The 26,311-nt window shown below is 74.4% G+C and carries 23 protein-coding genes; 8 read left to right on the top strand and 15 right to left on the bottom strand.

From position 1 onward, the window contains the following. Positions 1-25 precede the first annotated feature (25 nt). Positions 26-2,074, bottom strand: coding sequence for a cation/acetate symporter ActP (gene actP / locus ACOQFB_RS04540; RefSeq protein ID WP_421608779.1), 2,049 nt, complete (start codon positions 2,072-2,074; stop codon positions 26-28). Between the two features lie 260 nt (positions 2,075-2,334). Then, positions 2,335-2,961, bottom strand: a complete 627-nt coding sequence (locus ACOQFB_RS04535) for a PH domain-containing protein (RefSeq protein WP_421608778.1) — start codon at positions 2,959-2,961, stop codon at positions 2,335-2,337. Between the two features lie 207 nt (positions 2,962-3,168). On the opposite strand from ACOQFB_RS04535, the gene ACOQFB_RS04530 reads away from it, so the two are divergent. Continuing rightward, complete coding sequence (locus tag ACOQFB_RS04530; protein ID WP_421608777.1) at positions 3,169-3,927, top strand: Mut7-C RNAse domain-containing protein; 759 nt, start codon at positions 3,169-3,171, stop codon at positions 3,925-3,927. Positions 3,928-3,976: 49 nt separating this feature from the next. Here ACOQFB_RS04530 and ACOQFB_RS04525 read toward each other — a convergent pair whose 3' ends face one another. Together ACOQFB_RS04525 and ACOQFB_RS04520 are read right to left on the bottom strand one after the other, a co-directional pair. Beyond that, complete coding sequence (locus tag ACOQFB_RS04525; RefSeq protein ID WP_059437077.1) at positions 3,977-4,435, bottom strand: cache domain-containing protein; 459 nt, start codon at positions 4,433-4,435, stop codon at positions 3,977-3,979. A gap of 82 nt (positions 4,436-4,517) precedes the next feature. Beyond that, complete coding sequence (locus ACOQFB_RS04520) at positions 4,518-7,145, bottom strand: methyl-accepting chemotaxis protein (RefSeq protein WP_421608776.1); 2,628 nt, start codon at positions 7,143-7,145, stop codon at positions 4,518-4,520. 436 nt (positions 7,146-7,581) lie between these two features. Here ACOQFB_RS04520 and ACOQFB_RS04515 point away from each other — a divergent pair, with 436 nt between their 5' ends. Together ACOQFB_RS04515 and ACOQFB_RS04510 are read left to right on the top strand one after the other, a co-directional pair. After that, positions 7,582-8,154: a hypothetical protein gene (locus ACOQFB_RS04515; RefSeq protein ID WP_494492472.1), complete on the top strand. Its 573-nt coding sequence runs from the start codon at positions 7,582-7,584 to the stop codon at positions 8,152-8,154. Next, positions 8,148-10,145 (top strand): multiheme c-type cytochrome, encoded by a 1,998-nt coding sequence (locus ACOQFB_RS04510; RefSeq protein WP_494492471.1) that lies wholly within the window; start codon positions 8,148-8,150, stop codon positions 10,143-10,145. Before ACOQFB_RS04515 ends, ACOQFB_RS04510 begins: the two co-directional genes overlap by 7 nt. A 60-nt stretch (positions 10,146-10,205) precedes the next feature. Here the strand turns inward: ACOQFB_RS04510 and ACOQFB_RS04505 are convergent, their stop codons facing one another. The 10 genes from ACOQFB_RS04505 to ACOQFB_RS04460 all read right to left on the bottom strand — a co-directional run bounded on the left by ACOQFB_RS04505 (position 10,206) and on the right by ACOQFB_RS04460 (position 19,543). Continuing rightward, entirely contained in the window at positions 10,206-10,739 is a 534-nt protein-coding gene (locus tag ACOQFB_RS04505) for a hypothetical protein (RefSeq protein WP_421608774.1), read from the bottom strand. A gap of 111 nt (positions 10,740-10,850) precedes the next feature. Further along, the gene (locus ACOQFB_RS04500; RefSeq protein ID WP_421608773.1) at positions 10,851-12,029 is read right to left on the bottom strand and encodes a kynureninase; all 1,179 of its coding nucleotides are present in this window, start codon (positions 12,027-12,029) and stop codon (positions 10,851-10,853) included. Further along, entirely contained in the window at positions 12,026-12,823 is a 798-nt protein-coding gene (locus ACOQFB_RS04495) for a tryptophan 2,3-dioxygenase (protein ID WP_421608772.1), read from the bottom strand. Before ACOQFB_RS04495 ends, ACOQFB_RS04500 begins: the two co-directional genes overlap by 4 nt. A 66-nt stretch (positions 12,824-12,889) precedes the next feature. Beyond that, complete coding sequence (locus ACOQFB_RS04490; protein WP_494492470.1) at positions 12,890-13,042, bottom strand: acyl carrier protein; 153 nt, start codon at positions 13,040-13,042, stop codon at positions 12,890-12,892. A 115-nt stretch (positions 13,043-13,157) separates the two neighbouring features. After that, entirely contained in the window at positions 13,158-14,315 is a 1,158-nt protein-coding gene (locus tag ACOQFB_RS04485) for a dihydrolipoamide acetyltransferase family protein (RefSeq protein WP_421608770.1), read from the bottom strand. Beyond that, positions 14,308-15,282, bottom strand: coding sequence for an alpha-ketoacid dehydrogenase subunit beta (locus ACOQFB_RS04480; protein ID WP_421608769.1), 975 nt, complete (start codon positions 15,280-15,282; stop codon positions 14,308-14,310). The genes ACOQFB_RS04485 and ACOQFB_RS04480 overlap by 8 nt, the downstream gene beginning before the upstream one ends. Continuing rightward, complete coding sequence (gene pdhA, locus ACOQFB_RS04475) at positions 15,279-16,283, bottom strand: pyruvate dehydrogenase (acetyl-transferring) E1 component subunit alpha (RefSeq protein ID WP_059435825.1); 1,005 nt, start codon at positions 16,281-16,283, stop codon at positions 15,279-15,281. The genes ACOQFB_RS04480 and pdhA overlap by 4 nt, the downstream gene beginning before the upstream one ends. Continuing rightward, positions 16,280-18,040, bottom strand: coding sequence for an acetate--CoA ligase (gene acsA, locus ACOQFB_RS04470; protein ID WP_421608768.1), 1,761 nt, complete (start codon positions 18,038-18,040; stop codon positions 16,280-16,282). Before acsA ends, pdhA begins: the two co-directional genes overlap by 4 nt. A 30-nt stretch (positions 18,041-18,070) precedes the next feature. Beyond that, complete coding sequence (locus ACOQFB_RS04465; RefSeq protein ID WP_059435827.1) at positions 18,071-18,499, bottom strand: CBS domain-containing protein; 429 nt, start codon at positions 18,497-18,499, stop codon at positions 18,071-18,073. A gap of 285 nt (positions 18,500-18,784) precedes the next feature. Further along, a complete protein-coding gene (locus ACOQFB_RS04460; protein ID WP_421608767.1) occupies positions 18,785-19,543 on the bottom strand; it encodes a hypothetical protein in 759 nt (252 codons plus the stop codon). Between the two features lie 325 nt (positions 19,544-19,868). Here ACOQFB_RS04460 and ACOQFB_RS04455 point away from each other — a divergent pair, with 325 nt between their 5' ends. Beyond that, a complete protein-coding gene (locus tag ACOQFB_RS04455; protein WP_059435829.1) occupies positions 19,869-20,801 on the top strand; it encodes a M48 family metalloprotease in 933 nt (310 codons plus the stop codon). On the opposite strand, the gene ACOQFB_RS04450 is transcribed toward ACOQFB_RS04455, so the two are convergent. Continuing rightward, positions 20,758-22,158 (bottom strand): anaerobic sulfatase maturase, encoded by a 1,401-nt coding sequence (locus ACOQFB_RS04450; RefSeq protein ID WP_421608766.1) that lies wholly within the window; start codon positions 22,156-22,158, stop codon positions 20,758-20,760. The two genes, ACOQFB_RS04455 and ACOQFB_RS04450, sit on opposite strands and share 44 nt — an antisense overlap. A 194-nt stretch (positions 22,159-22,352) precedes the next feature. On the opposite strand from ACOQFB_RS04450, the gene ACOQFB_RS04445 reads away from it, so the two are divergent. The 4 genes from ACOQFB_RS04445 to ACOQFB_RS04430 all read left to right on the top strand — a co-directional run bounded on the left by ACOQFB_RS04445 (position 22,353) and on the right by ACOQFB_RS04430 (position 26,306). Further along, positions 22,353-23,843, top strand: coding sequence for an arylsulfatase (locus ACOQFB_RS04445; protein WP_421608765.1), 1,491 nt, complete (start codon positions 22,353-22,355; stop codon positions 23,841-23,843). Positions 23,844-23,884: 41 nt separating this feature from the next. Further along, entirely contained in the window at positions 23,885-24,295 is a 411-nt protein-coding gene (locus ACOQFB_RS04440; protein WP_421608764.1) for a hypothetical protein, read from the top strand. A gap of 135 nt (positions 24,296-24,430) precedes the next feature. Then, positions 24,431-25,489, top strand: a complete 1,059-nt coding sequence (locus ACOQFB_RS04435; RefSeq protein ID WP_059435833.1) for an NAD(P)-dependent alcohol dehydrogenase — start codon at positions 24,431-24,433, stop codon at positions 25,487-25,489. 76 nt (positions 25,490-25,565) lie between these two features. Continuing rightward, positions 25,566-26,306: a RibD family protein gene (locus tag ACOQFB_RS04430; RefSeq protein WP_421608763.1), complete on the top strand. Its 741-nt coding sequence runs from the start codon at positions 25,566-25,568 to the stop codon at positions 26,304-26,306. Positions 26,307-26,311 lie beyond the last annotated feature (5 nt).

The raw sequence follows: 26,311 nt of genomic DNA, 5'->3' as shown, positions 1-26,311 counted from the left end.
GGGGAGGGACGCGGGCCCTGCGCCGTCAGTGCTTCGCCGCGGTGGCCGCGCCGAAGCCGGTCTGCGCGCGGACGTACTGGTCCTCGAACGCCTCGATCTCCGCCTTCGCGCGCGCGGTCCCGTCGAGCTTGGAGAACGTGAACGCGGCCAGGAACGCGGCCGGCATGGCGAAGAGGGCCGGCTGGTCCCACGGGAAGATGGGCGCCGCGTTCCCGAGGACGTTCACCCACACCGACTTCGACAGGAACACCAGCGTCACCGCCGAGACGAGGCCGGTCACGCCGCCCGCCACGGCGCCGCGGGTGGTGAGCCCGCGCCAGTACATGGACAGGATCAGCACCGGGAAGTTCGCGGCCGCGGCGATGCCGAAGGCGACGCCCACCATGAACGCCACGTTCTGCTGCTCGAACAGGATCCCGAGCGCGATGGCCACGATGCCCAGGCAGATGGTGGCGATCTTCGACACCCGCATCTCGCTCGCCTCCGACGCCTTGCCCTTCTTCAGCACGCGCGCGTAGAGGTCGTGCGAGATGGCGGAGGCGCCGGCGAGCGCCAGGCCGGAGACCACCGCCAGGATGGTGGCGAACGCGACCGCGGCGAGGAAGCCGAGCAGCAGATCGCCGCCCACCGCGCGGGCGAGGTGCATGGCCACCATGTTGTTGCCGCCGACGATCTTGGTGGCGACGCCCGCGGCCGGGAGCAGCCCCTTCTCGAAGAACTGGGGATCCTTCCCCACGATCAGGATGGCGGCGAGCCCCATCACGAAGATCACGTTGAAGAAGTAGCCGACGAACGCGGAGGCGTAGAGCACCGACTTGCGGGCCTCCTTGGCGTTCCCGACCGTGAAGAACCGCATCAGGATGTGCGGCAGGCCGGCCGTCCCGAACATGAGCCCCAGGCCGAGCGACACCGCGTTCACCGGGTCCTTCAGGAAGCCGCCGGTGGCGAGCAGGTTCTTGCCGGCGCCGAGCGTGCCGTCCGCCGCCTTCGCCCGGGTCACCTCCGCGAACTGCGCCACCGCCTCGCGCACCAGCGTGGGGAACGAGAACCCGAACCGGCTCATCGCCAGCACCACCACCACCGTGCCGCCGGTGAGCAGCATGCCGGCCTTGATGATCTGGACCCAGGTGGTGGCGAGCATCCCGCCGAAGATCACGTACACCATCATCAGCGTGCCGACGGCCACCACCGCGTAGTTGTACGGGAGGCCGAACAGCAGCTTGATGAGCTGGCCGGCGCCGACCATCTGCGCGATCAGGTAGAAGATCACCACCGTGAGCGACGAGACCGCCGCGAGCGAGCGGACCTTGGTCTGGTCGAGCCGGTACGAGGTGATGTCGGCGAAGGTGAAGCGGCCCAGGTTGCGCAGCCGCTCCGCCATCAGGAACAGGATCACCGGCCAGCCGACGAACCAGGCGATCATGTAGATGTAGCCGTCGTAGCCCTGCGAGTAGACCATCGCCGTGAGGCCGAGCAGCGTCGCGGCGGACATGTAGTCGCCGGCGATGGCGAGGCCGTTCTGGAAGCCGGTGATGCCGCCGCCCGCGGTGTAGAAGTCGGTGGTGGACCGGGTGCGGCTCGCCGCCCAGTAGGTGATGCCCATGGTGAGCGCCACGAACACCAGGAACATCGCGATGGCGTGGACGTTGAGCGGCTGCTTCTCGACCGGGCCCTCCAGCGCGCCGCCGGCGGACGCGAGCGCGGGGAGCACGAGCAGCAGGAGCGCGCCGGCGGCCTTCTTCACCGCGCCGGCCGCGCCCTCCTCGCGCACCGCGTCCTTCACGATCCGGGCGGTGAGCTGGTCGAACTCGGAGTTGGCGCGGCGGACGTAGACGGCCACCAGCACCCAGAAGCCGACGAACATCGCCAGCTCGAAGGCGATGCCCACCGTGAGCGTGGAGCCCTGCGCGACGGGCCGGGCCAGCGTCGTCGGGGCGAACGCGACCATCAGGATGTAGCCGTAGAAGAAGAGCAGGACGACGGAGGACAGGAGCCAGGCGAAGCGGCCGCGGCGGCGCTCCAGCTCGTGGAACTTCGGATCGTTGCGGATGCGTTCGTAGACGGCGCTGCTCATGGGTCGACATCTCCTCGCGGCGCGGGGCGCCGTGGGTGTGGTGCGATCGGTGGGCTGGGAGGTGTGCCCCGTGAGGTGGCACCCGGAGTGAACGAGCGTCGGGCGAAGCGAAGGTGAGCAGGCTGCCCGTTCGCGCGCGCGGGTTCAAGCCCCGCCCGGCGGTGGCGCCGCTGATTCCCGAATCGACGGCGCCGGGACGGCCCGCGCCCGCTCGGGCGCGGCCGCGCGTCCGGGGCAGGCCGGGCGAGCGAGCGCCGGCGTCACATCGCGCTGCGCGAGCGGCGGGCGCCGCCGGTGCCGACCAGCTCCTGCAGCGCCTCGCGCGCCGCCGGGTCCGCCTCCAGCACCTGCCGCGGGAGGCGGCGCAGCGCGAGCCGAGCGAACTCGGGCATGCCGGCGACGTCGAGCGGCAGCCACACGTGCGCGCCGTGCTCGGTGGTCAGGTGGAACCAGCGCTGCGCCCCGTTGAACGAGAGCTTCGTCACGCTGCCCCACCCGACCAGCAGGCGGCGGAACACCCCGACGCGCTCGAGGCCGGTGTCGTGGACCACCACGTGGGCGCGCGCGGCCGAGGCGAGCTGGAAGGCGGCGACCGCGAGCAGGAGGAGGACCACCGCCGCCCCGCCGGCCATGCCCAGCGGCCCGACGCGGCGCGGCTCGGCGGCCCAGGACCGGATCATCAGCGCGGCCACCAGCGCGGCGGGCACGAGCGCAGTGACGCACGACAGGAACGCGTTCCGCGGCGGGGTCCGGAGCACGAGCCGCTGGCCCGGCTTCCAGGGCACATGGGCCGGCGCGGCGGGGCGCCGGCGCCCTCGGGCCCGCACCGCCTGCGCTGCGAACATCAGGACCGCGAGCACCGCGAAGGCGATCAGGCTCTCGCGCATGCGGCCAGTGTGCACCACGGCCGCCGCTGCGGTGAAGGCCGCCCCTGGGTGCGTTCACCGCTTCGAGGTGGGTCGCCGGATGACGACCGCTCCGGTCCGCTGCACCGCGGGCGCCGGACGGATGGACGCTCCGCCAGCGCCCTCGGGCGTCCCCGCACGTGCCCGCGACACGGCCGCGGCCCGGCCCTAGCCTCGGAGGAACGGGCCATGGGCCGCGCCACCTTCCGCTTCTACGCCGAGCTGAACGACTTCCTCCCGCCGCACCGGCGCGGGGTGCCGTTCGAGCACGCGTTCCTCGGCCACCCGGCGGTCAAGGACGCGATCGAGTCGCTGGGCGTGCCGCACACCGAGGTGGACCTCGTCCTCGCGGACGGGGAGTCGGTCGGCTTCTCGTGGCCGCTGCGCGACGGCGCGCGCGTGAGCGTCTACCCGGTGTTCGAGGCGCTGGACATCGGGCCGCTGGCGCGCGTCCGCCCGGCCCCGCTCCGCGAGGTGCGCTTCGTGCTCGACGGCCACCTGGGCCGGCTCGCGCGCCACCTGCGGATGCTCGGGTTCGACGCGCGCTGGCGATCGGACGCGGCCGACGAGGAGCTCGCGGCCGTGTCGGCGGCCGAGGGCCGCGTCCTGCTCACCCGCGACCAGGGCCTGCTGAAGCGCCGCGTGGTGACCCACGGCTACTGGGTCCGCGCCACCGAGCCGCGGGCCCAGCTCGCCGAGGTGGTCCGGCGGCTGGACGTGGCGCGCGCCGTCGCGCCGTTCCGGCGCTGCCTGCGCTGCAACGCGCCGCTCGAGCCGGCCGCGCCGGAGGCCGTCGCGGAGCGCGTGCCACCGGCGGTGCGGGCGCGGCACCACGCGTTCCGCCGGTGCCCCTCCTGCGACCGGGTCTACTGGGCCGGCTCGCACCACGCGCGGATGGAGCGGCTCGTCGCCGAGCTGCTCGAGGAGTGCGCGCCGCGCGGCCCCTGAGCGCCGCGTCGGCGCCGGACCCCGCCGCGGGGCCCGGCGCCGGGCGGGGTCAGTCGGCGGTGTACGCGCCCGAGCCCACCAGCACGTCGCCCACGCGCTCGGTGTAGGCCTTCTTCGGCTCGACCTTGCCGGTGGCGGGGTTCCTGAACTTGAACCGGGTCCAGCCCGAGCCCTTGGTCTTCGCGAGCTCCACGTACTCCTTCGTGTAGAGCTTCCCGTCCTCGTCGGCGACGTTCATGTAGTTCTTGCCCACGCGCGACGGATCCGCGCCGTGCGCCACGCACGTGCCCTCGAGGTCGTACACGAACAGGTAGAGATCCTTGTAGATGAACGGCCCGTTGCGGTTCTGGAACTCCTGGAACGCCCGGTCCTTGCCGTGCTTCTTCAGGTAGGCGACCGCGGTCTTCACCAGCTCCTGGGCGTCCTCGGGCGTGGCGCGGACGTCCGCCGCCCAGGCATCGCCGACCAGGACCATCGCGACCGCGAGCGCGGCGAGCAGCTTCTTCATGGAGGCACCTCTTCGCAGGACGTTGGTGGAGTCCCCGCGCGCGCCGACGTCCTGCGGCGCGCCGGGCTGCTCGGGCCCGCGCTCAGGCCTCCGCCCGGCGCGGGGCCGCGACGACGTCGCGGTCCGCCGGCCGGTCGAGGGCCTGCGGCGGCGCGGCGGGCGCCGCCCCGGCGCGGGCGATGCGGAACGCGCCCACCATCGCGGCGAGCTCCTCGGCCTGGCCGGAGAGCTCGCTGGCCGCGGAGGAGGACTCCTCGGCGCTGGCCGCGTTCTGCTGGGTCACCTTGTCCATCTCGCCGACCGCGGCGTGGACCTGCGTGACGCCGGCGGTCTGCGCGCGGGCGCTGTCCGCGATCTGGCGGACGAGGTCGGACACCTGGCCGATCGAGCCGACGATGTCGGTGAGGCGCGCAGCTGCCTGCGTGGCGACGGCGGCGCCCTCGTCCGCGCGGCCCATCGACTCGCGGATGAGCCCCTCGGTCCGGCTGGCCGCCTCCTTGGAGCGCAGCGCCAGGGAGCGGACCTCCTCGGCGACCACCGCGAAGCCGCGGCCGGCCTCGCCCGCGCGCGCCGCCTCGACGGCGGCGTTCAGCGCGAGCAGGTTCGTCTGGAACGCGATCTCGTTGATGTCCTTGATGATCTGCGAGGTGCCCTCCGCGCTCGCGCGGATGCTCGCCATCGCGCCCTGCACCTGGGCCACCGCCGCGGCGCCCTCGCCGGCCGCGCCGCGCGCCAGCTCGGCCAGCCGGCTCGCCTGCTGCGCGCCCTCCGCGGCCCGCTGCGCCACCGCCGCGACCCCGTCCACGGAGGCGCGGGTCTGCTCGAGGGAGGCGGCCTGCTCCGAGGCGCCGCTCGCCACCGCCTGCGACGAGGAGGCGATCTGGGACGCGGCGCTCGACACCTGGTCGGCCGCCTCGGCCACCTGCGCCAGCGCGTCGTGCAGCGCGGTGGCGGTCGCGTTGAGCGCCTCCTTCAGCCGCGCGTGGTCGCCGCGGTACGCGCCGCCCATCCGCACGCGCAGGTCCCGCTCGGCGAGGCGCCCGAGTGCCTGCGCCGCCTCGTGCACCGGCGCCAGCAGCGCGTCGAGCGTGGCGTTGACGCCCTCCAGGATGGCGCGCGACTCGTTGCGGTACCGCGCGGCGTCGGCGCGCGCCGAGAGGTCGCCCTCCGCGAGGCGGCCCAGCACCGCGGCCACGTCGCGGATGGGCGCGACCACCGCCGAGAGCGTCTCGTTCGTGCCCTCCACGATCTCGCGGTAGACGCCCTGGTGACGCGCGGCCTCGGCGCGGACGTCCAGCCTGCCGTCCAGCGCCGCGCGAGAGAGCAGGCCTGCGTCGGCCACCAGCGCGTCCACCGCGCCGATGCAACCGTTCAGGCTGCCCTTCAGCGCGTCGAAGTCACCCGCCCACCGCTCCGAGATGGCGCCGGGGAGGTCGCCGCGCGCGATGCGGTCGACGCAGGCCGCCGCGGCCCCGAGCGGCCCGATCACCGCGTCCAGGGTGGCGTTGACGCCCTCCACGATACGCCGGAAGTCGCCCTGGTGGCGCGTCGCGTCCGCGCGGGTCGCGAGCCGGCCCTCGACGGCGGCGGCGGACAGGGCGCGCGCGTCCGCCACGAGCGCGTTCACCGCGTCCACGCAGGTGTTGAGGTTGTCGCGCAGCGGGGCGAAGTCCCCGGGGTACTCCCGCTCGATGCGCGGCGGGATGTCGCCCCGGGCGATCCGATCGACGTAGTCGGCGGCCATGGCCACCGGCCCGGTCACCGCGTCGAGCGTCTCGTTCACGCCGGCCACGATGGCGCGGTAGTCGCCCTGATGGCGGGAGAGGTCGGCGCGCGCGGAGAGCCGGCCCGCGGCGGCGGCGCCGGCCAGGCCCTTGGCGTCGGCGACGAGCGCCTCCACCGCCCCGGTCACGGCGTTGAGGCTGTCGCGGACGCCGTTGAAGTCCGCGCCGCGCGTCTCGGTGATGCGCGCGGGCATCCTCCCGGCCGCGATCTGATCGAGCGTCCCGGCCACCCGGGCGAAGGTGGCGGTGACGTCGCGCGCCACCAGCGCCCCGACGGCCAGCACGGCGACGGCGATGAGCAGGATCGCCGCGGCCAGCGCCACCCCGGACACCACCGCCGCGCGCCTCGCCCGCGCCCCCTCCGCCGCCACCTGCGCGGCCTGGCTCGCCTTCAGCCCATCGAGGAGCCCCATGGCGGCGTCGTAGCCGTCCCGATGCAGCAGGAGCGCGCCCAGGATCCGGTGCTGTGCGCGCTCCACCTGCGGGTCCTCCACCGGCAGCCCTTGCGCGAGCAGCGCGTCGCGGCGCCGCTCCAGCTCGAGCACCCGCGTCACCGCGCCGGCCCAGTCGTCCAGCGGCGACCCCAGGGCCCGCCAGTGCGCGTCCTCCTCCGCCGACCTGGGGCGCGCGCCGTACTCGCTCCGCGCGCGGGCGACGGCCTCCAGCGACCGGTCCGCGTCCCGGCGGAGCGCGGCGCGGAAGTCGGCGTCGAAGCGGGCGTTGGAGAGCGCGTGGACGGCCCGGGAGACGTCGGTCATCTCGGACTCGAGCGTCGCCACGGAGCTCAGGTTCGGCACGGCCACGCCGGTGAAGCCGGCGGAGATGCCCTCCAGCGTGCGGAGCGCCACGACGCTGCCCGCCAGCAGCGCGAGCAGGAGGGCGACCGCGATGGCGTAGGTGCCGACGATCTTCGTTCCGATCTTCATTCGAGCGAGCATGGCGTCCCGGGGGTTGGCGGTCCGGACGCGGCAGCAAGCGCCGGGCCAGGGGAGGCGCTCGCGATTTCCCGGCGCCGCGCGCGGGTTTGCCCTCACCCCGGGTGACACCCGCCGCCGCGGCCGCGGCGCGCGCCCGCGCCCCTGGCGTCAACGGCGTGACGCCCTGCCCGCCCCCACGGGCGGGGCCCCGGCCGCGCCGGGCCGGCGTGCGGTCCGGCCGCCCCCGTGCGCGGCGGGCCGCCGGGCGCAGGAGCTTTCCCGGCGTGCGCGATTGCGCAGCGACCATTGCCGCACCGGGCCATTCGATTGATCCCGGATTGTGGCGTGGTCGGCCGTCGCATTGACCGGTGGGATTCGGGGGCGTCTCATCGCACTCCGACGTTCGCGGGTTCCGTAGCGCAACCCAACGTAGGGAGGGGGAGTCATGAGGAAGCTGATGATGCTCGTCGCGATCGCACTCGCGACGACGCTGTCCGCCGGCTGTCAGGGCGACAAGGGGCCGGTGGGCCCGCAGGGGCCGCAGGGAGACAAGGGGGACCAGGGCGACAAGGGCGACAAGGGTGATCCGGGCGAGCCGCCGCTCGCCACCACCGAGGCGTGCGCCAGCTGTCACGCGGGGTCGATCGGCTCCGTCCATGCGCTCGCGCCGACGGACGCCGTCCAGGTGACGCTGTCCACCGACGATCGGTACACGATCCGCGTCAACCCCGACACGCACGCGGTGACCTTCCGCTTCAACGTGAAGGTGAACGGCGTGAACCGGATCGACTTCACCAACAAGGCGGCGACGCTGCGGGCGCACAACGAGGACGCGTTCTGGGTCTACGACCCGGCGATCCGCGCCGGCCGCCGGACCAAGATCCCGTGTGGCACCACCGCGACCGCCACCTGCGATCCGAACGTGCAGTGGTCCGTGGCCAGCAACGGCAGCGGGAACTACACCATCACGGTCTCCGCTTCGCGGCCGACCCGGCGCCCGGCACGACCTTCATGCTGAGCACCATGGGCCCGGACGAGATGACCGCGACCGTGGTCGCGACCCTCGGCGAGGTCGCGCACGACTCCGTGAGCAACGAAGCCTGCATGAACTGCCACGGCAACCACATCTGGCGCGGCGCGGCCCACGACGTGACCAACCCGCAGGGCGTCGGCCCGTGCGTCGTCTGCCACAACCGCGACGGCGCCGTCGAGACGCGCCTCACCGGCTACGTCGCCGCCAACAACAACGTGACGCCGCCGATCGTGGAGGTCCCGCCCGCCGACGGGACCCGCGGCACCGGCCTCATGGGCATCGTCCACGGCATCCACAACTCGAAGAACATGCCGGACGGCGTGTACCACTGGGTGTGGCCGTCGAACGGCAACTTCACCGACTTCTCCAAGGGCTTCCCGGGCAACATGAACAACTGCGCCACCTGCCACCAGGGTGAGCGGCTCGCCGCCGCCGCGAACGCCCCGGTGTCGTTCGCCCTGTGCGTGTCCTGCCACGACGACATGGGTGCGTTCCCCGACGCGCCCTTCAACCACGCCGCGTTCACGCCGTTCGACACCTGCACCCCGTGCCATGACGGCCAGACCGCCTCGATGTTCCACGACGGCCAGGTCACCGAGCGCGCCGGCCTGATCTGGGACGGCGCCGACCAGTCGATCGTGCTCGCCTCGACGATCAAGCTCGCGATCACCGACGTCGCGGTGAGCGCCACGGACATGACGGTCACCTGGACCGCCACCAACCCGGAGAACGGCGGCGCGGCGTGGGATCCGTGCAACGACAACTACGCAGTCGGCCCGGTGTTCTTCCGGACGCCGCCTGACCTGGCCACCGAGGGCTGCACCAACACGGCCGCGGGCTGCGGCAACTCGATGAGCTTCATCCGCTCCTACGCGCAGGCGGACGACTGGGTGAACGACGGCCTCACCGGCACGTCCACCACCATCCTCCCCGGCCAGCCGAACGGCTCCACCCAGCTCAACACCACCAACACGACCTGCGACGCCAACCACGTCGCCACGACGGTGCTGCCGCTCCAGACCACCACGGCCACCCGCGGCATCGTCGCCCTGCAGGGCAAGCCGCAGGTCCGGTTCGACAACGGGAACGTCATCTGGGTCCGCGCGACCACCCCGACCCGCGAGTTCATGGTGGCGGACGGCGCGCTGCCGGACACGATCCGCCGTCAGATCGTCTCGGTGGACAAGTGCAACGCGTGCCACTTCGGCACCCTGTACCAGCACGGCGGCAGCCGCGTGGACAGCATCGAGCTGTGCGTGATGTGCCACAACCCGGCGTCGAGCGAGCAGAACCGTCGCCTCGACATCGGCATCACCGCCGCGAACGCGTACGACGGCCTGGCCGGCCAGACGTACGACCTCCGCACGATGGTGCACGCGATCCACTCGGCCGGCGAGACCGGCCGCGGCCTCATGTACTACCGCACCAACGGCATCTACTTCTTCGGGTCCGCCGAGGCGCTGGCGGTCCTGCCGAACTGGCCGACGGGTGACGCGTGCGTGAGCTGCGTGGACGAGGAGGACGGGCCGCTCAGCTACTGCAAGGTGTACGGCTCCGCCGCCACGGGCAAGGACTACTCGAACGTGGCGAACACCGACGGCAGCTGCAAGGCGCAGGGCGAGCTCGCCGACAGCACCGACGGGACGTGGCGCCCGCACCGCTTCGTCGAGGTGGAGTACCCGCGCGCGCTGAACGACTGCGGCGCCTGCCACGTCGACACGGCCGGCGGCACCACCGCGAACGTGCTGCCGGATCCGCGGCAGGTGGTCGGGGTGACCTACGACGCCGGCGTGGCGCCGTGGAACGACCTGGCCGACGACCAGCTCCTCGGGCCGTCCACCGCGTCCTGCATGAGCTGCCACCAGTCCGGTGACGCGCTCGAGCAGTTCCAGCTGCGCAAGCACGCGTACGACAACGGCTGGGCGCCGTCGGTGTTCGAGAACGGCCGCCAGACGCTGATCGACGCGGTGCCGTAGCAACCGCTGCGAGGCGGCGGGGAGCGATCCTCCCCGCTGCTCCCAAGGGGCCGGGGCGTCTCAGGGCGCCCCGGCCCCGCTCGTTCTCGGCGGGGCCGGCGGACCCCCGTCGCGAGGCGGCTCCGGGGGTGGCCGCGACGCGCGGCCGGCGAGCGCATCGGCGCGGCGGGCCAGCAGCGCCTCCACCTGCTCGAGCTGCCCCGGCCGGAACACCCGCCGGACGCCCTGGACGCTCGCCGCGTCCAGCGCCTGGTAGTCCGCGAGCAGGCGCTGGTCCCGGACCTGGATGGCCCCCGGCGGCGGGGCGGCGCCGGTGCCACCCCGGAGCGGTCCGTCGCCCGGCCCCGGCGCCCCGCTCTGCGGTCCCGACCTCGACTGCTCCACGTCGCGATCGCGCTCCGCGACCAGCTCCCGGACGCGGAGCTGGAGCTCGCTCAGCTTCAGCTCGAGCGTGACGGCCTGGCCGGCGTCGAGGCCGAGCGCGTCGCGGCTCCTCAGGATGAGCTGCAGCGAGGACTCGGGGAGCTGGGCGCCCTTCCCGCGCGCCTCGCGCGGCTGCGCGGCGGCCGCGAGCGGCGCGAGGAGGAGGAGCACGGCGACGCGGCGTGCGCACTGCGGAGACGGTCGGATCATGGCGGCGATACGCTGGGGCGCCCGGCGTTGCGCGCCCGTGACGTCCGGTTGACGGATTGTTCGGGCATCATCTCACGGCCCGGCCCGGAGCTCCCGCGCCGCCTCGCCCAGCCGCGCGACGGCGGCCTCGAGCTGCGCGTCGTCGAGGTAGGGCGCCGGCCCGAGCCGCAGGTGGCGCCCGCGGCTGTCGGCGAGCACGCCCCGGGCTGCGAGGGCGCGCTGCAGCGCCGCCGCGTGGGGCGAGTCGAGCGCCAGGAACGCGCCGAGCCGGTCGAGCGAGGTGTCGCGGTCCCGCGTCACCACGGCCTCGTCCAGCCCGAGCGCGTCGAAGCGCGCGGCGAGCAGCGCGAGCTGCCGGCGGTAGCTCGCCCGGAGCGCCTCCGGGGTCAGCCCCTGCTCGCCGAAGAAGTCCATGACGCGCGCGGCGCGGTAGTGGCTGGTCGGATCGTACGTCGAGCCCGCGAACGCGGCGGCCCCGCGGCCGTACGGCACCAGGCCCGGACGCGCCGCGTCCGCCAGGGCGTCGAACTCGGCGTACCACCCGGTGATGGCCGGCCGCAGCGCGCGCGCGTGCGGCGGCAGCCGCAGGAAGCAGTTCCCCTCCCCGAGCTGCAGGTACTTGTAGCCGCCGCCGACGATCCAGGCGGACCCGAGCCCCATGGCCGGCAGCGGGAACGGGATCGCGCCGAGCGCGTGGTAGGCGTCCACCAGCAGCTCGACCCCGCGCGCCGCGCAGGCCTCGGCGAGCCCCCCGAGGCCGGGCACGATCCGGGCGTCCTCGTACAGGACCGCCGAGACCAGCACCGCGGCGGTCGGGTCGCCGGCGCGCGCGGCGAGCCGCTCGGCGAGCGTGTCCACCGGCCGCGCCGGGACCACCTCCACCTCGAGCCAGTCCTCGCCGAGCCGGGCGAGCTGCCGGCGCAGGGTGTGGAACTCGCCGTCGGTCGTGACCAGCCGCCGGCGCCGCCGCAGGTCGAGCGCGGAGAGGAACCGCAGCACCAGCTCGTGCGTGCTCCCGCCGAGCGCGATCTCGCCGCCGGGATCGGCGAGCAGCGTCCGGAATCCGTCGCGCACCCGCTCGGCCCTGGCGAGCGCCCGCCCCCACTTCTCGTCCACCTCGCGCGCCGCGTCGTCGAACGCCTCGAGCTGCCCGTCCCGCGCCACGTCGGGCCAGGCCTGGTGCGAGTGGCCGGTGAGCAGCAGCCGCTCCGCCACGCGGAAGCGCGCGTAGTGGCGCGCGAGCGGGCTCACAGCGCGCCCCGCACCGCCCACAGATCCGGGAACGCGGGGGTGAACAGGGTCGAGCGCAGGTACTGCGCGCCCGCCGACCCGCCGGTGCCCGGCTTGTCGCCGATGGTCCGCTCGACCATCTTCACGTGCCGGTAGCGCCACTCCTGGACGCCCTCGTCGAGGTCCACGAACCGCTCGCACACCAGGGCCGGCTCGCCGTCGGCGCGGTACACGTCCAGCAGGACGCGCTGCACCGCCTCCGACGGCTGGCGCCAGCCCGCCGGGCGCGGCTCGGGGGCCGCCGGCGTCGCGAACCCCTGGGTGGCGAGGTAGCGCAGCAGGGAGTCGAACAGCGACGGCGCCGCCATCGCCGCGGCGATCCGCGCGTGCCCCGGGCCGTCGGGCGGGTACGGCGCGAGCATCTGCTCGTCGCGGCGCCCGAGCGTCGCCTCCAGCACCCGGAACTGCGCCGACTGGAACCCGCTCGCCGCCTCCAGGCGGCTGCGGAACGCGGTGAACTGGCGCGGCGTCATGGTCTCGATGACGTCCACCTGCGCCACCACGGTCTTCAGGATGGTGAGGACCCGCTTCAGCGTGGCGAGCGCGTGGCCGCCCTCGCCCCGGTGCAGCCGCTCCTGGAGCCAGGTCAGCTCGTGGAGGAGCTGCTTGAACCAGAGCTCGTAGACCTGGTGCACCACGATGAACAGCAGCTCGTCGTGCTCCTCGGAGCGCGGCCGCTGCGCCGCGAGGAGCTCGTCGAGCGCCAGGTAGGAGCCGTAGGTCAGGGCCGCCGAGTGGGCCGAGGGGTCGGTCATCCAGTCCTCCGTCCTGGGTGCGAGCGTGAGCCCGACTTATCCGGGAGGGCCGACGGCCGAACCTGCTCATCCGGGTCGCGGGGGACCGCGCTCCGACGCGCCGCGCTCGGAGAGGTACGCGATGCACGAGGCGAGCGTGCGCACCCTCGCGTAGTCCTTCTCCGGGACGCTCACGCCGAGCCGCTCGTCCAGGCGGACGACGAACCGGAGGAAGTCCATCGAGTCGATGTCGAGCGCGTCCCGCAGGTCGGCGTCGGGTCGGATCGCGGCGAGGTCGACCTCGGGCGCGTGCCGCCCAGGATCGAGAGCACCGCGGCGCGGATCGCCGCCGGGGTCATGGCTCCTCCGGCGCCTGCAGCAGGCGGTCGACGGCGGCGAGGAACCGGGCGCCGCGGATCCCGTCGCTCACCCGGTGATCCCCGGCGAGCGTCGCGGTCACGACCGGCCGGAGCTCGACGCGGCCCTCGACCGCCCAGGGGCGATCCTGGATGCATCCGAACCCCACCAGCGCCACCTGCGGCGGGTAGATGATCCCGTACACCCGGTCGACGCCCAGGTCGCCGAGGCTGGTCACGGTGAGCGTCGCGTCGGTCAGCTCGGAGCTCCGCAGCCCGCCGCCGCGCGCGCGGGCGACGAGATCGCCGAGCTCGCGCATGAGCTCCCCGAGCGGCTTGCGATCGACGTCGTGCAGGGCGGGCGCGACGAGCCCGCCCTGGCGCAGCGAGATCGCGACGCCGAGGTGGACCGCCCCGGCCGGCCGGAACGCGCCGTCCACGTGGTACCCGTTCACCTCCGGGACCGCCCGCGCGGCCCGGGCCACCGCCCGGAGCAGGAGCACGAGCGGGAGGAGGCGCTCGGCGACCGGGCGGCGCTCGTTCTCGGCGGCGAGCCAGGCGAGCGCGCGCGAGACCTCCAGATCGGCGGCCAGGTAGTAGTGCGGGATCTCGCGCTTCGAGCGCGACATCGCGGCGGCGATCGCCTGGCGCATGGCGCTCGCCGGCGCGCGGGTCGCCCCGTCCACGTCGGCGCGCGTCACCGCGCCGCCCGGCCCGGTCCCGCGGACGGCGGCGAGGTCCACCTCGAGCTCGCGTGCCCGCGCGCGCGCCCCGGGCGAGGCGCGCGCGCGCCCGGACGCCGGCTGCGGGGAAGGCGGGGACGGCGCGGGCGCCGGGAGACCGGTGGGCGCCGCCGCGGGCCGCTCGGGCGGCGGCGCGGCCGTGGCCGCGGCGGGCGGGGCGGCCGGGGCCGCGCGCTCGCCCGGGGCGGTCAAGAGCGCGAGCACGGTCCCCACCGGCACCTTCGTCCCGGGCTCGACCAGCAGGGAGGCGATCGTGCCGTCCTCCCATATCTCGACGTCGATGGCCCCCTTGTCCGTGTCCACCACCGCCACGAGGTCGCCGCGCTGCACGCGGTCGCCGAGCTTGACCTTCCACTCGACCAGCGTGCCCGCCTCCATGTCCGCGCCGAGCGACGGCATCCGGAACTCAGCCATGGATCAGCTCCCGGGCGGCGGCGGCGATGCCCTCGGGCTGCGGCAGCGCCGCCTCCTCGAGGTGGCGGGGGTACGGGATGGGCGTCTCGGCGGAGCAGACGCGCGCCACCGGGGCGTCGAGGTCGTAGAACGCGCCCTCCATGATGCGCGCCGAGATCTCCGCCGAGAGGCTCCCCGACCTCCACCCCTCGTCCACGATCACCGCGCGGCGCGTCTTGCGGACCGAGGCGAGGATCGCCCCGCCGTCGAGCGGCCGCAGCACGCGCAGGTCGATCACCTCCGCGTCGATCCCCTCGCGCCCGAGCGCCTCCGCCGCGGCGAGCGCCTTGGGCAGCGTGCCGCCGTAGGTGAGGATCGAGACGTCGCGCCCCGGGCGGCGGATCGCGGCCCGCGCGATGTCGACCGCCCCCGCGCCCTCGGCCAGGTCCCCCTCGGCCGCGTAGAGCGTGGCGTGCTCGAACAGCAGGACCGGGTCCGGGTCCTGCAGCGCGGACCAGAGCATCCCGCGCGCGTCCTCGAGGGTCGCCGGCGCGAGCACCTTGATGCCCGGGATGTGCGCGTACCAGCCCTCCAGGCTGTGGGAGTGCTGCGCCGCGACCTGCCGCCCGGCCCCGGTGGCCATCCGGATCACGAGCGGGACCGAGACCTGCCCGCCCGACATGTGGCGCAGCAGCGCGCCGTTGTTCACGATCTGGTCGAGGGCGAGGAGGCTGAAGTTCACCGTCATGATCTCGACGATGGGCCGCATCCCCGCCAGCGCCGCCCCGACCCCGGCGCCCACGAAGGTGGACTCGGAGAGCGGCGTGTCGCGGATCCGCTCCGGGCCGAACTCCTCGAGCAGCCCCTTGCTGACCGCGTACGACCCGCCGTACCTGCCCACGTCCTCGCCCATCAGGAAGACGCGCGGGTCCCGCCGGAGCGCCTCGCGGTGGGCCGTGCGCAGCGCCTCGCGGTAGGTGGTCCTCATGGCGCCCCTCCGCTCGCCGGCCCCGCCACGACGTCGCGGAGCAGGTCGTCCACCGGCTCCCACGGCGAGGCCTCCGCGAAGGCGACCGCCTCGTCGATCTCGCGCGCGATCCCGGCCTCGAGCCGCTCGACGTCCTCCGGCCGCAGGACGCCCGCCTCGCGGAGGGCGCGCTGGAGGGCGGGGATGGGGTCCCGCTGCTTCCAGCGCTCCACCTCCTCCCTCGACCGGTACAGCTCGGGATCGTAGGCGGAGTGGGCGCGGAAGCGGTACGTCCTCGCCTCCAGCAGGAACGGCCCCTCGCCCGCCCGGACCTGCTCCGCGGCGCGGCGCGCCGCTCCCTCGACGGCGAGGACGTCCATGCCGTCGACGCTGGCGGCCGCGACAGCGTAGCCGCGCGCCTTGAGCGGGAGATCGAGCTGGGCCTGGTGACGCTCGATGGCCGTGCCCATCGCGTACAGGTTGTTCTCGCACACGAACAGCACCGGCAGGCGCCACAGCGCCGCCAGGTTCAGGGACTCGTGGAACTCGCCCTCCCCGAGCGCGCCGTCGCCGAAGAAGCACGCCGTCACGCGCCGCTCCCCGCGCAGCCGGTCGGCCAGGGCGACGCCCGCCGCGAGCGGCAGGCCGCAGGCGACGATCGCGTTCCCGCCGTAGAAGCGCGTGGCGGCGTCGAACAGGTGCATCGACCCGCCGCGGCCCCGGCTGCAGCCGGTCGCCTTCCCGTACATCTCGGCCATGACCTTCGTGGCCGGGATGCCCCGCACCAGCGCGTGGCCGTGCTCGCGGTAGGTCGCGACGATCGCGTCCTCCGGGCGGAGCGCCTGGAGCGCGCCCACCGCGACGGCCTCCTCGCCGATGTACAGGTGCAGGAAGCCCCGGATCTTGCCCTGGCCGTACAGCTCCGCGCACCGCTCCTCGAAGCGGCGGATGCGAATCATCTCGCGGAGGAGCGCGAGCCCGTGCTCGCGCGAGGCCGGCTGCGGGCTGCCCTGGTCGGTCATGCTCCGCCCTCCAGCGTGGACGTGTCGCCCTCGGGGAGGCCCAGCTCGCGCGCCTTGAGCAGCCTCCGCATGATCTTCCCGCTGCGGGTCCGCGGCAGCGCCGGCAGGAAGTCCAGCTCCTTCGGCGCGACGGCCCGCCCGAGCCGGCTGCGCCCGAAGCCGATGAGCTCGAGCCGGAGCGCCTCCGACGGCGCGTACCCCGGCTTCAGCGAGACGAACGCCTTCACGAACTCGAGCGCCACCGGATCCGGCTTGCCGATCGCGGCCGCCTCGGCGACGGCGGGGTGCTCGAGCAGCGCGCTCTCGACCTCGAACGGGCCGATGAGGTGCCCGGCGGACTTGATGACGTCGTCCTTCCGGCCGACGAACCAGAAGTAGCCGTCGGCGTCGCGGCGCACCAGGTCGCCGGTGAGGTACCAGCCCTCCGCGAAGCAGGCGCGGTACCGCGCCTCGTCGCCGAGGTAGCCGCGGAACATCGACGGCCAGCCGGGCGCGAGCGCCAGCTCGCCCTCCACCCCCGGCTCGGCCACCTCGACGACGCGGCCGTCGGGCCCGCGGGCGACGACCGCGGCGGTGATGCCCGGCAGCGGGCGCCCCATCGAGCCGGGCCGTACCGCCATCGCCGCGAGGTTGGCGATCATGATCCCGCCGGTCTCGGTCTGCCACCAGTTGTCGTGGACGGGCAGCCCGAGCGCGTCGAGCCCCCACACCACGCCCTCCGGGTTGAGCGGCTCGCCCACGCTCGCGACGAAGCGCAGCCGCGACAGGTCCCGGCCGCGCGCCAGCTCCGCGCCGGCCTTCATGAGCATCCGCACCGCGGTCGGCGCGGTGTACCAGACGCTGACGCGCTCCTCCTCCAGGATGCGGTACCAGCGGTCGGCGTCGAACTCCGCCTCGTCCACGACGCTGGTCACGCCGCAGGCGAGCGGCGCGACGATGCCGTAGGACGTCCCGGTCACCCAGCCCGGATCGGCCGTGCACCAGAACACGTCATCGTCGTGCAGATCGAGCGCGATGCGCCCGGTGGCGTGGTGGGCGACGACCGCCTCGTGCACGTGCATGGCGCCCTTCGGCCTGCCGGTCGTGCCGCTGGTGAAGTGCAGGAGGGCGAGGTCCTCCGGATCGGTCGGCGGGATCTCGAACCGCGGCGCCGCGCCCGCCAGCAGCGGCGCGAGGGCGCGCGCGCCGGGGATCTCCGCCGGCGCCGCGTCGCCCGCGAGGAGCACGTGCTCCAGCGAGGAGAGCGCCCCGCGGATCCCGGCCACCTTGCGCCGGTAGAGCTCCTCGGTGGTGACGAGCACCCTCGCGCCCCCCAGCTCGAGCCGGGCCCGGACCGGCTCGGGGCCGAACGCCGAGAACAGCGGGCAGAAGACGCTGCCGTTCTTGAGCGTGCCCAGCGCCGCCACGTAGAGCTCCGGGACGCGCCCCAGGAGCGCGAAGACGCGGTCGCCCCTTCCCACGCCCAGCGCCCGGAGCGCGTTCGCGAAGCGCGCCGTCTCGGCGGCCAGCTGGCGGTAGGACAGCTCGGTGCGCGCGCCGGCGGCGGCGAGGAAGCGCAGCGCCACGCGATCGCGCAGGCGGCCCCCTGCGTGGCGGTCCACCGCCTCATGGGCGATGTTGAGCCCGTGCCCGCCGGGCAGCCCGTCGAGCTCGGCCCGCGCCGCGGCCCACGAGAACTCGCTGCGCGCACGCTCGTACTCGAGCACGTTCGGGACGACCGCCCAGGTGCGGGGCTTCTCGATGACGTCGCGGTGCATCCTTCCCCCCCCCGGCGGCCAGACCGGCGCTCAGGTCCGCCGCTCGCGCTCGACGACCCTGCGGATGGTCTGCATGGCGCGCGCCGCGTCCTCGCGCGCCGCGAGGTCCGCGAGGCTGATCACGCCGGCGAGGCGCCCCTCGCGATCGAGCACCAGGATGCGGTGCTTGCGGCGCCCCTCCATCCGCTCCTCGGCGCTCCGCACGTCGTCCTCGGCGCGGCAGGTGAGCAGCTCCCGCGTCATGATCTCCTCGACGTGGGTCCGGCCGGCGCGGCGGTCCTCGGCGCACACCCGCAGTGCGATGTCGCGGTCGGTGACGGCGCCCACGGGCCGTCCGTCGTCGGTGCAGACCGGCGCGAAGCCGAGGTTCTCGTCCCGCATCCGGCGGGCGACCGCGTCCACCCGTTCCAGGGGCCGCACGGAGAGCACGTCCCGTGTCATCAGCTCGTCGCACGTCATGGGACACCTCCGCCCGGGGCCCGGCCGAGACCGGCGGCGGCTCCGCCGCGGGACCGAACGCGTCAGCGCGGAGGCGCTCCCCACGGCCATGGACCGCCGGAGATCACGTGCGGGATCGTACGCCCGGTGGGCTTGCGCGGACCGGGCGCTCGTTGGGGGGCTTCGGAGTGGGCAGCGGCGCCGTGGCGCAGGCCCGGCGCCGACCGGCTACCGGATCGACGCCGGTGGCCTGCTTCGCCCACTGGTAGCACTCGTGCTGGGCAAGAGGTTGCGGACGTCACGCCGTCACAGCGTCAGGCCGAGCCCGACGAGGAAGCCGTGCATCGCGCCGCTGATCTCGCCCTTGTCGCCCTGATAGTCCATGTAGAGGCGGCGGTACCCGAGCCGCGCCGCCACGTGGTCGGTGAGCTGGAACTGCAGGTGCGGCTGCAGCTCGTAGGTCCAGTCCGAGTCGCCGAAGGCGCCGATCGAGAAGGTGGGGTTGAGCCGCAGCCAGCGGGTGATCGGGATCGACGGCGTCAGGATCAGCAGCGGGTCCACCAGGGTCTTGCTGCCGCTGGCGCTTCCCATCCCGTAGAGCGTCAGGTCGTTCTGGAAGTACGAGACGCGCAGGCCGATCATGGCGCCGAGGTTCGAGCCGCCCCACAGGCCGGGGAACTGGTACCCCACGCCGAACGCGGTGAGGAGGGCCTCGGAGTCGAGCTTCCCGGCCGCGGGCGGGTGGTCGAGGTTGCCCGTGCTCAGCTTCATGTAGTCGAGCTGCAGGTACGCGAGCAGGCGCTGGTACTCGAACTGGCCGAACACCGAGCCGCCGAAGTCGGCCGCGTCCATCAGGTCGGAGAAGCCGATGCTCGGCGACACCGTGGTGCCACCGACCGTCACGTCGGCGTCCATGCCGACGATCCACAGGTACGGCGTGATCTCGGCCCGCACCTCCCGCCGGGCCACGGGCTCGGCGAGATCGCGCTCGCCCTCGACCGCGTGCGCCGGCGCCGCCCCGGCGGCCAGCAGCGCCGCCATCGACATCGCGAACCCTCTGGTCATGACCGCCCCCCTCGTCGCCCGGCGCGAGGGCGCGTCGTGCGACGCGCGTGCCCCTCACGAACGCGACGGAACGGAGGCAGTATCGCGCCCGGGATCGGCCGCGGGCGCTTCCCGCGGGGGCGCGCCGATCGACGTGCGGCTTCTGCGTGCGCCGGGGCGGACCGTGTGCCGGCGCGACGCACGGTCCGCCCTCGTCGGCGGCAGGCGGCGGCGAGGGCGCGCTCGGCCGACGAGGTGCGACCCGAAGCCCGTTGGCACCGCCGCGGCGCGCGCGCACGCTGCGGCCCAGGGCCGGCGGGGCCACGGCGCGCCGGCAGGGGACGCCATGACCGCTCTGCGATCGCCGCCCGCGCTCGATCCCGAGAGCGTGCGCCACCCGCGCGAGCGGCTGGTGTTCTGGCTCTCGGTGCTCGTCAACGCGGCCGTGGGCGCCGCGGCGATCTGGCTCGTCTACCGCGCCCCCGGCTGGCTCACCGGCCGGCCCGCCCTCTCGAGGCTCGCGAACGAGCTCCGGGTCGCGGGCGTGGCGACGCTGGCCCTGATCCCGGCGCTGGCCTGGCTGCGCCACGCGCGGTGGGCCGAGTTCCGCGAGGGCTCGCTGCAGCTGGGGCCGGATCAGCTCCCGGCGATCCACGCCATGCTCGAGCGGCTCTGCGCCGCGGTGGGCGCGCCGGTCCCGGAGCTCTTCTCGTCCACCTCGCGGAGCGCGGGGATCGCGACCGCCATGGGCCTGGTCCGCCGGCGGCGGATCATCGTGCTCGGGCCCGACCTGTTCCGCGGCCTGAAGTCGCTCGACGATCGCGCCGACATCATCGAGTTCGTGCTCGCGCACGAGCTCGGCCGGCTCGTGATGGGGCACGCGAGCTGGCGGGAGGAGCTGCTGCTCGCCTACCTGAAGCGCATCCCGCTCCTGCGCGTGCCGCTGCTGAACGTGCAGGAGGCCTCGCGCGACCGCCTGGCCGCGAGGCTCTGCCCGGGCACCGTCCGCGCGATGCTGTTCACCGCCAGCGGCGGCAAGCTGATCTACTCCGCGGACGTGGCGGCGTTCCTGCGCCAGGCGCTGCGCGACGACACGCCGCCGTTCTGGGAGTGGGCGAGCAGCATCACGGGCGACGGCCCGGACGTCGGCCGGCGCCTGCGCCACCTGCACGCGCATGGGTTCGTGGACCTCGACGCCGAGCTCGAGCGGCTGGGCGCCCGCCCCGGGCCCGCGGTCACGCCGGCGGGCCCGGCCGCGGAGCACCGCCCGGCCCGGTGAACGGCGACGGCGGCGCCCGGTCCCCGTGGCAGAAGCGGAGCTTGCGCCCGCTGCCGCAGGGGCACGGCGCATACGGACCGCGGAGCGCGTCCTCGGCGGCGGTCATGGCCACGATCTCCGCCGGCGCCCGCCCCTGCCGCAGCAGGGCGGCCATGGCGTCCATCGCCGGCCGCGTGTGCTCGAAGAAGCGCCGCAGCCCGGGGCAGAGGTAGTTGTGGCCCGGCTCCCCGTCCGCGGAGCGCGCGAACCGGTCCTTGGGACAGCCGCCGTTGCATGCGGCGAGCACCGGGCAGCGCCGGCACTCGGCGGTCAGCGCGTCGCGCTTGTCCTGCCCGAACCTGCGCTGGCGCGGCGAGGCCACCAGCTCGGCGAGGTGGATCGCGTGGAGGTTGCCGAGCAGGTACGCGGGCTCGACGAAGTGGTCGCAGGCGTACACGTCGCCGTTCGCCTCCAGGGCCGGGCCGGCGCCGCAGGTCGGGGCGTGCAGGCAGAGCAGGTGCCGCCCGAAGCGGGCCTCGAGCGTCACGTCGAAGAGCTGCACGAACACGCGCCCGACGTCGCGGCGGATCCACTCCTCGAAGACGTCCACCAGGAACCGCCCGTAGCCCTCGGCGCCCACGGAGCGATCCGTGACCCGGTCCCCGGCCTGCGTGTACAGCGGGCGCCGCCGGCCCGCCGACCCGTCCGCGCCCGCCGCCAGCGCCTCGGCCGTGGCGCGCTCGACCACCGGGATGAACTGCACCCAGCGCGCGCCCAGCTCGTCGCGGAAGAAGCGGTACACGATCCTCCCGTGGCCCTGGTTGGCCGCGTTCACGGTGCAGAGCACGTTGCGCTCGACGCCGTGGTGCTCCAGCAGCCGCCAGCCGCGCACCACGCGATCGAACGTGCCGCGGCCCCTCCGATCCACGCGGTAGGCATCGTGCAGCTCGCGCGGGCCGTCCACGCTCAGGCCGACGAGGACGTCGTGCGCCCGGAAGAAGTCGCACCAGGCGTCGTCGAGCAGCGTCCCGTTCGTCTGGAACGTGTACTCGACCGCCTGCCCGGGGCGGCGGTGGCGCTCCACCGCGGCGAGCGCGCGCCGGTAGAAGTCGAGCCCGAGCAGCGCGGGCTCCCCGCCCTGCCACGCGACCGTGACCTGCGGCCCGCGGTGCGACTCGAGCAGCTGGCGGACGTACGCGTCCAGCGTCGCGTCGGACATGCGCGCCGGCCCGTCCGGATAGAGCGCCTCCTTGGACAGGAAGAAGCAGTACCGGCAGTCCAGGTTGCAGGCGGAGCCGCTCGGCTTCGCGAGCAGGTGGAACCGCGGCGGCAACCCCGCCGGCAGCGCCCCGCCCGAAGGACCGGTCTCGCTGGACATGTGGTGCTCCCCCGGAGGCCGCGATGCTCCAGGCAGCGTAGCGCGGCCCGCACGCGCCCGCGCCGCGACGCAGCGCGCGCCCCCATGAGCACCGCCGCCGGCGCGCTACCGCGCCGAGGCGACGATCCCGTGCCGCGCCGCGCACGCATCGCGCGAGCGTAGAGTCGGCTCGCGAACGTGGCAGGGGGTGGACCATGCCAGGGGGCAAGCCGAACATCCTGATCCTGTGGGGCGACGACATCGGGTGGTGGAACCTCAGCTTCAACAACCGCGGCCAGATGGGCTACCGGACGCCGAACATCGACCGCATCGCGAACGAGGGGGTGGCGTTCACCGACTACTACGGCCAGCAGAGCTGCACCGCCGGCCGCGCGGCCTTCATCACCGGGCAGAACCCGATCCGCACCGGCCTCACCAAGGTCGGCACGCCGGGCGCCGACCTGGGCATCCGGCCGGAGGACCCGACCATCGCCGAGCTGCTGAAGCCGCTCGGCTACGCGACCGGGCAGTTCGGCAAGAACCACCTCGGCGACAAGGACGAGTTCCTGCCGACGGTCCACGGCTTCGACGAGTTCTACGGGAACCTCTACCACCTGAACGCCGAGGAGGAGCCCGAGGATCCCGACTACCCGAAGGACCCGGCGTTCCGGGAGCAGTTCGGCCCGCGCGGCGTGCTGCACACCTGGTCCGACGGCAAGGGCGGTCAGCGCATCGAGGACACCGGCCCGCTGACCCGCAGGCGGATGGAGACGATCGACGAGGAGATCACCGACCGCACGCTCGAGTTCATCGAGCGCGCCCACCGCGAGGGGAAGCCGTTCTTCGTCTGGTACAACACCACCGCGATGCACTTCCGGACGCACTGCGCCGAGAAGCACCGCGGCAAGAGCGGCCAGGGCGAGTACAACGACGTCATGGTCGCCCACGACGAGAACGTCGGGCGCGTCCTGCGGAAGCTCGACGACCTCGGCATCGCGGCCGACACCATCGTCCAGTACTCGACCGACAACGGGCCGCACTACAACAGCTGGCCGGACGCGGGCATCACGCCGTTCCGCTCGGAGAAGAACACCAACTGGGAGGGCGGCTGGCGGGTGCCGTGCTTCGTGCGCTGGCCGGGCCACTTCCCGGCGGGGACGATCCTGAACGGCATCGCCTGCCACCAGGACTGGACGCCCACGCTGCTCGCGGCCGCCGGCGACCCGGCGGTGAAGTCGAAGCTCCTCGAGGGCTACCCGATCGGCGACCGGACGTTCCGCGTCCACCTCGACGGCCACGACCTCCTCCCCTACCTCACCGGCGCGGTGAAGGAGAGCCCGCGCGACGCGTTCTTCTACGTCAGCGACGACGGCGACCTCCTCGCCATCCGCTTCGGGGACTGGAAGCTGAGTTACGCCGAGCAGCGGACCAAGCGGATGCAGTGCTGGAGCGATCCCTTCGTGCCGCTGCGGATGCCGAAGCTCTACAACCTCCGCCGCGATCCGTTCGAGCGCGCCGACGAGGAGTCCAACACCTACTGGGACTGGTTCATCAGCAAGCTCTTCAGGCTCTACGAGTCGCAGCTGGTCGTCGCCAGGGAGCTCGCCGACTTCACCCGCTACCCGCCGCGCCAGAAGCCGACCCGGTACGACCTGAAGGCGGTGCTGCAGCAGCTGCAGGAGGCGACGGGCAGCAGGAACCACTGACACCGGTGGCCGGGCGCCGCGCCGCGGCGCGGGAGGATCCCATGGACGACCTGCTCACCACCTGGTGGCGCGAGCTCGCCGAGCGGCCCGGCGGCCCGCTCGCGTTCCGGTACTACCTGCAGCCTGCGATGGCGCTCCTCCTCGCCGCCCGCGACGGCGTGCGCGACGCGCGCGAGGGGCGGCCGGCGTACTTCTGGTCGCTGTTCACGGATCCCGCGCACCGGGGCGAGGCGATCCGCTCCGGCTGGAGGTCGATCGTCCGCGTGGTCCTGCTGGCGCTGGTGCTCGACCTCGCGTACCAGGTGCTGGTGCTGAGGGGCCTGCGGCCGCTGCAGCTCGTGGTCGTCGCGATCGTGCTCGCGATCCTGCCGTACGTGCTGCTGCGCGGGCTGGCCGGCCGGATCGCGCGGGTGGCGAACCGGCCCGGCCACCCGCCGCACCCGGCCGCCTGAGCCCCTCGCGCGTCGTGAAGGTTTCCTGAACGGCCCATGCGCGTTCCGCGCGTTTCGGGCCGCCGCGCGCGCGCGTAGGTTCCTCCCCGCCGCCCGGCTCCCGGTGGAGCCGCGGCGAGCCCCGGAGGAAGACCCATGTTCCACGCCAAGGCCTACGCCGCCACCAGCCCCACGTCGCCGCTCGCCGCCACCACCATCCCGCGCCGCGACCCCACCCCGCGCGACGTCCAGATCGAGATCCTCTACTGTGGCATCTGCCACTCGGACCTGCACACCGTCCGCAACGAGTGGAGCAGCCTCGCGTCCACCGTCTACCCGTGCGTCCCCGGCCACGAGATCGTCGGCCGCGTCACGCGGGTCGGCGCCGAGGTCACGCGCTTCGCGGCCGGCGACCTCGTCGGCGTCGGGTGCATGGTGGACTCGGACCGGACCTGCCCCGAGTGCCGGGCCGGCCTCGAGCAGTTCTGCCCCGGCCAGACGCTCACCTACGGCGCGCCGGACCGGCACCTCGGCGGCGTGACCTACGGCGGCTACTCGGGGAGCGTCGTGGTGGACGAGCACTTCGTGCTGCGCGTGCCCGAGCGCCTCGACCTCGCCGCGGCCGCCCCGCTCCTGTGCGCCGGCATCACCACCTGGTCGCCGCTCCGCCACTGGGGCGTCGGGCCCGGCAAGAAGGTGGGCGTGGTCGGGCTCGGCGGGCTCGGCCACATGGGCGTGAAGTTCGCGCGCGCGCTCGGCGCGCACGTGGTGGTGTTCACGACCTCGCCGGGCAAGCGCGAGGACGCGCTCCGCCTCGGCGCGCACGAGGTGGTGCTCTCGCGCGACGCGAACGCGCTGCGCAGGCACGCCGGCAGCTTCGACTTCATCCTCGACGCGGTCGCCGCGGACCACGACCTCAACGCGTACGTGAACCTGCTCCGCCGCGACGGCAACCTGACGCTCGTCGGCGCGCCGGAGAAGCCGCTCCCGGTGGCGGCGTTCGGCCTGCTCCTCGGCCGCCGCAGCATCTCCGGGTCGCCCATCGGCGGAATCGCCGAGACGCAGGAGATGCTCGACTTCTGCGGCGAGCACGGCATCACCGCCGACGTGGAGGTGATCCCGATGCAGAAGGTGAACGAGGCCTACGAGCGGATGCTCCGGTCGGACGTGAAGTACCGCTTCTCGATCGACATGGCCTCGCTCCAGGCGGGGTGAGCCGGCGCCGGCTCCCGCGCGGCGGTAGGATCGAGCCGCCGGGGGCCGGGCCCGCGGCGAGACGGAGGTCACGACGATGTCCCCGAAGCGCGCCAGGCCGTCCGGCCGGTCCGGAAGGCCGTACGTCATCTGCCACATGGGCCCGTCGGTGGACGGGCGCATCGTCACCGACCGCTGGCCGGGGTCCGCGCGGCTGAGCGCGGAGTACGAGCGGATCCACCGGGCGCTCGCGGCCGACGGGTGGATCATCGGCCGCGTCTCGATGAAGCCGTACGCCGGCCGGGCGCCGCTGCCGCCGGGCGGGCGCCGGGTGCGGATCCCCCGCACCGACTTCGTCGCCCGGGCGGACGCGCCCTCGTACGCCATCGCCCTCGACCCCTCCGGCAAGCTGCGCTGGGAGTCGAGCGCCATCGACGAGGAGCACGCCGTCACCGTCCTCACCGAGCGCGTCCCGGATCGCCACCTCGCGTTCCTGCGCGACCGCGGCGTGTCGTACCTGTTCGGCGGCCGGGACCGGATCGACCTGCCGGCGGTCCTCCGCAAGCTCCGCGCGCGCCTCGGCATCCGCCGGCTGCTCCTCGAGGGCGGCGGCAAGATCAACGGCTCGTTCCTCGCCGCGGGCGTGATCGACGAGCTCAGCCTGGTCGTCGCGCCGGTGGCCGACGGGAGCGTCGGCACGCCCGCCCTGTTCGACGCCGGCGCGTCCGGGCCCAGGTCGCGCCTGCGGCTTCTCTCGGCGGAGCGCCGCCCGGGCGACCTGCTGTGGGTCCGGTACCGCGTCGTGAACGCGGCCGCGCGCGCCCGCCGCCGGTCCTGACGGGC

Source organism: Anaeromyxobacter sp. Red801 (genome assembly GCF_049201065.2).
Taxonomy (GTDB): Bacteria; Myxococcota; Myxococcia; order Myxococcales; family Anaeromyxobacteraceae; genus Anaeromyxobacter.
Note: the sequence above shows the minus strand (reverse complement) of the source record. Positions and strands in the feature narration are given on the sequence as shown.